Raw genomic sequence first — 3,059 nt, forward strand, 5'->3', positions numbered from 1 at the left:
GAAAGTGCAACAATCTCAACAGACTGTGCAACGTTTGTAGACTTGGTTTTAATAGTAAACCCAACACCACAAATAACAGACCCAAGTGCTTTAGAAGTTTGTGATAATGATGCAGACGGTTTTGCAATTTTTGATTTAGAATTAAACAATCCAGAGATATTAAATCAGTTAGATTCAGATACAACAAACGATTTAGCAGCAGCAGATTATACGATAACATTTTACGAAACAGAAGCCAACGCTAATGTGCCAACAAATGCAATAGCAACACCAAATGCTTACACAAACACAACCGCAGATATACAAATTATTTGGGTACGCGTGGATGATAACGCTAATGGCTGTTCTACAGTAACACCAATGGATTTAATTGTAAACCCATTACCAGTATTAGTACAACCTGATCCAATAGCCTTATGTGATTATAACAATCCAGGAGACGAAGTAGAAGCCTTTAATTTAGAAGATGCCAATGCACAAATTCTAGCAGGACAAACCGGAATCACCTTAACCCACTATATTAGTCAATCCGGAGCAGACAATGCTACAGCAGCGGACCAAATATTTAGTCCATACACTAATATTGTAAACCCACAAACGGTTTATGTAAGAGCAGTGGATAATGTAACAGGCTGTGTCAGCACAATTACATTAGACTTAAGAGTTAATCCTATCCCATCACCACAAGCAAGTCCAGTAGCTTTAATAGAATGTGATGACGATAACGACGGATTTACAACCTTTAATTTAGACAGTCAAACAACAACGATCTTAAATGGAGAGCCAGACGTAAGCATCAGTTATCACGAAACACAAGCCGATGCGACAAACGATTTAAATGCCTTAGTTAGTCCATACACAAATATCGTTGCAAACACGCAAATGATATATGTGCGTGCAGAAAATGATATCACAGGATGTTTTACAATAGTCGTATTACCATTACAAGTACAACCATCACCAGTAGTACCAGTAGTAATCGATGATTATATTGTATGTGATGATAACGATGATGGGTTTAGCCAATTTGATTTTGATACAGTAATGGCACCACAAATCTTAGGGACACAAGATCCAGCAGATTTTACATTAACGTACCACACCACACAAATAGCAGCAGACAACGGAACTAGCCCAATAGTTAACACAGGTAACTATACTAATGTTACTAACCCACAGACAATTTATGTTAGATTAGAAGGTAACGTAAATGGATGTGTTACAACAGGCTCATTTATAATCCGAGTTGAGTTTCCACCAGTAATTGTGCAACCAACACCATTAGCAATATGTGATGAGTTAGATGCAGATTATTACGAAAACAATGACGATATGGCAACGTTTGACCTAACGGTTAAAAACGACGAAATTACCGCAGGTAATCCTAGTTGGATTGTAACCTATTACGAAACACAAGCCAATGCACAAGCCGACGTTAGTCCAATAGTAGACCCAACCATGTATACTAATATGATGGTAGGAACAAATCCAGCTAACCCACAAACAGTTTATGTTAGAGTCACAGATGCAGATACAGGATGTTTCTCATTTACAACATTAACCATCCGTGTGTTACCAAACCCAACACCATTACAAAACCCTACAGATTTAGAATTATGTGATGATGTGAATATTGTAGGACCAAATGATTTAATAGAAATCTTTGACCTAACCACAAATGAAGTAACCACAATAAACGGAGAATTAGGCGTAAGCGCAAGTTACTATACGGATTTAGATGATGCCTTAATGGGAACTAATCAAATAGTAGATCCAACAGCACATAGTAATGAAGATCCAGATAATCCAGGCGTAGCAATCAATCCGCAGACGATTTACATGCGTGTAACAAACGGAACAGATGCCTCAGGAACAGGAGGAACAGGATGTTATACTATAGTAAGTTTTGACATTACAGTAAATCCATTACCAGAGGTTAGCCCAATAGAAGATTATATCTATTGCGAATTATTTAATGATGGTCAATATGGCTTTGATTTAGAAAGTAAAACACCAGAAATCCTAAACGGACAAGACGGAACAATCTTTACTGTAACGTATCATGAAACACAAGGTGAAGCAGATATGGCAATGAATGCATTAAGTAGTCCATATACCAATACAAGTAACCCACAAACCATATACGTTAACATTACCAATACCCTAACAGGATGTGATACGACCACGACATTTAATATCGAAGTTCAGGAAGCAGCACAAGCCAATCCAGACTTAGTACCAATCGTATACCAGATATGTGATGACAATATGGAAACCGATGGAGACACAACTGATGATAGCGCACAATTTGATTTATTAACATTAAATCCAGAAGTATTAGATGGACAAGATCCAGCGAATTACATTGTAAGCTATTATGCCACACAAGCAGATGCCGATACAGCAACAGATGCGTTACCATTTTTATATGAAAACAGTGTTAATCCACAAGTCATTTATGTACGTGTAGATAACAATACCATGACTGTATTACCATTGGCTATCGACCTAGCAGGATTAGGGACAACAGGAATAGACTTTAATGGCGACGGAACGATTGATACAATTGATACCGATTTAGATGGCGTTTTTGACCTAATAGATGTTGATGGCGATGGACTATCAGACGGAACAGATACAGATGCAGATGGTTTAATTGATGAAGTAGATATTGATGGCGATGGTATTGCAGATGCAGTAGATATTGATGGCGATGGCGTGTTAGATAATCAAGCAGACAGCTCAGTATGTTATGACACTGCCGAAATCACATTACAAGTTAACCCATTACCAGAGTTTGATTTAGATGACACTTATTTATTATGTGTTAATACAAACGGAACCGAAGTGGTAAACACACCAGTATTAGATACAGGATTAAGTGCGACAGACTACACTTTTGAGTGGCAATTAGAAAGCGTAACCCTTCCAGGAGAAACAGGAAGCAGCTTAACACCAACACAAGGTGGTTTGTATACAGTAATAGTAACAGATGCAGTTACAGGATGTACTAATGACGACTCTGCAACGGTAGAAGAAAGTGAGCCACCAGTAATCAC

At 37.9% G+C, this 3,059-nt stretch carries 1 pseudogene; it reads left to right on the forward strand.

The window, feature by feature from the left end:
- A pseudogene (locus WNY60_RS15475) lies at positions 1-3,059 on the forward strand (hypothetical protein); the annotation flags it as partial.

Source organism: Olleya sp. AS48 (assembly GCF_038900355.1).
Classification (GTDB): domain Bacteria; phylum Bacteroidota; class Bacteroidia; order Flavobacteriales; family Flavobacteriaceae; genus Olleya.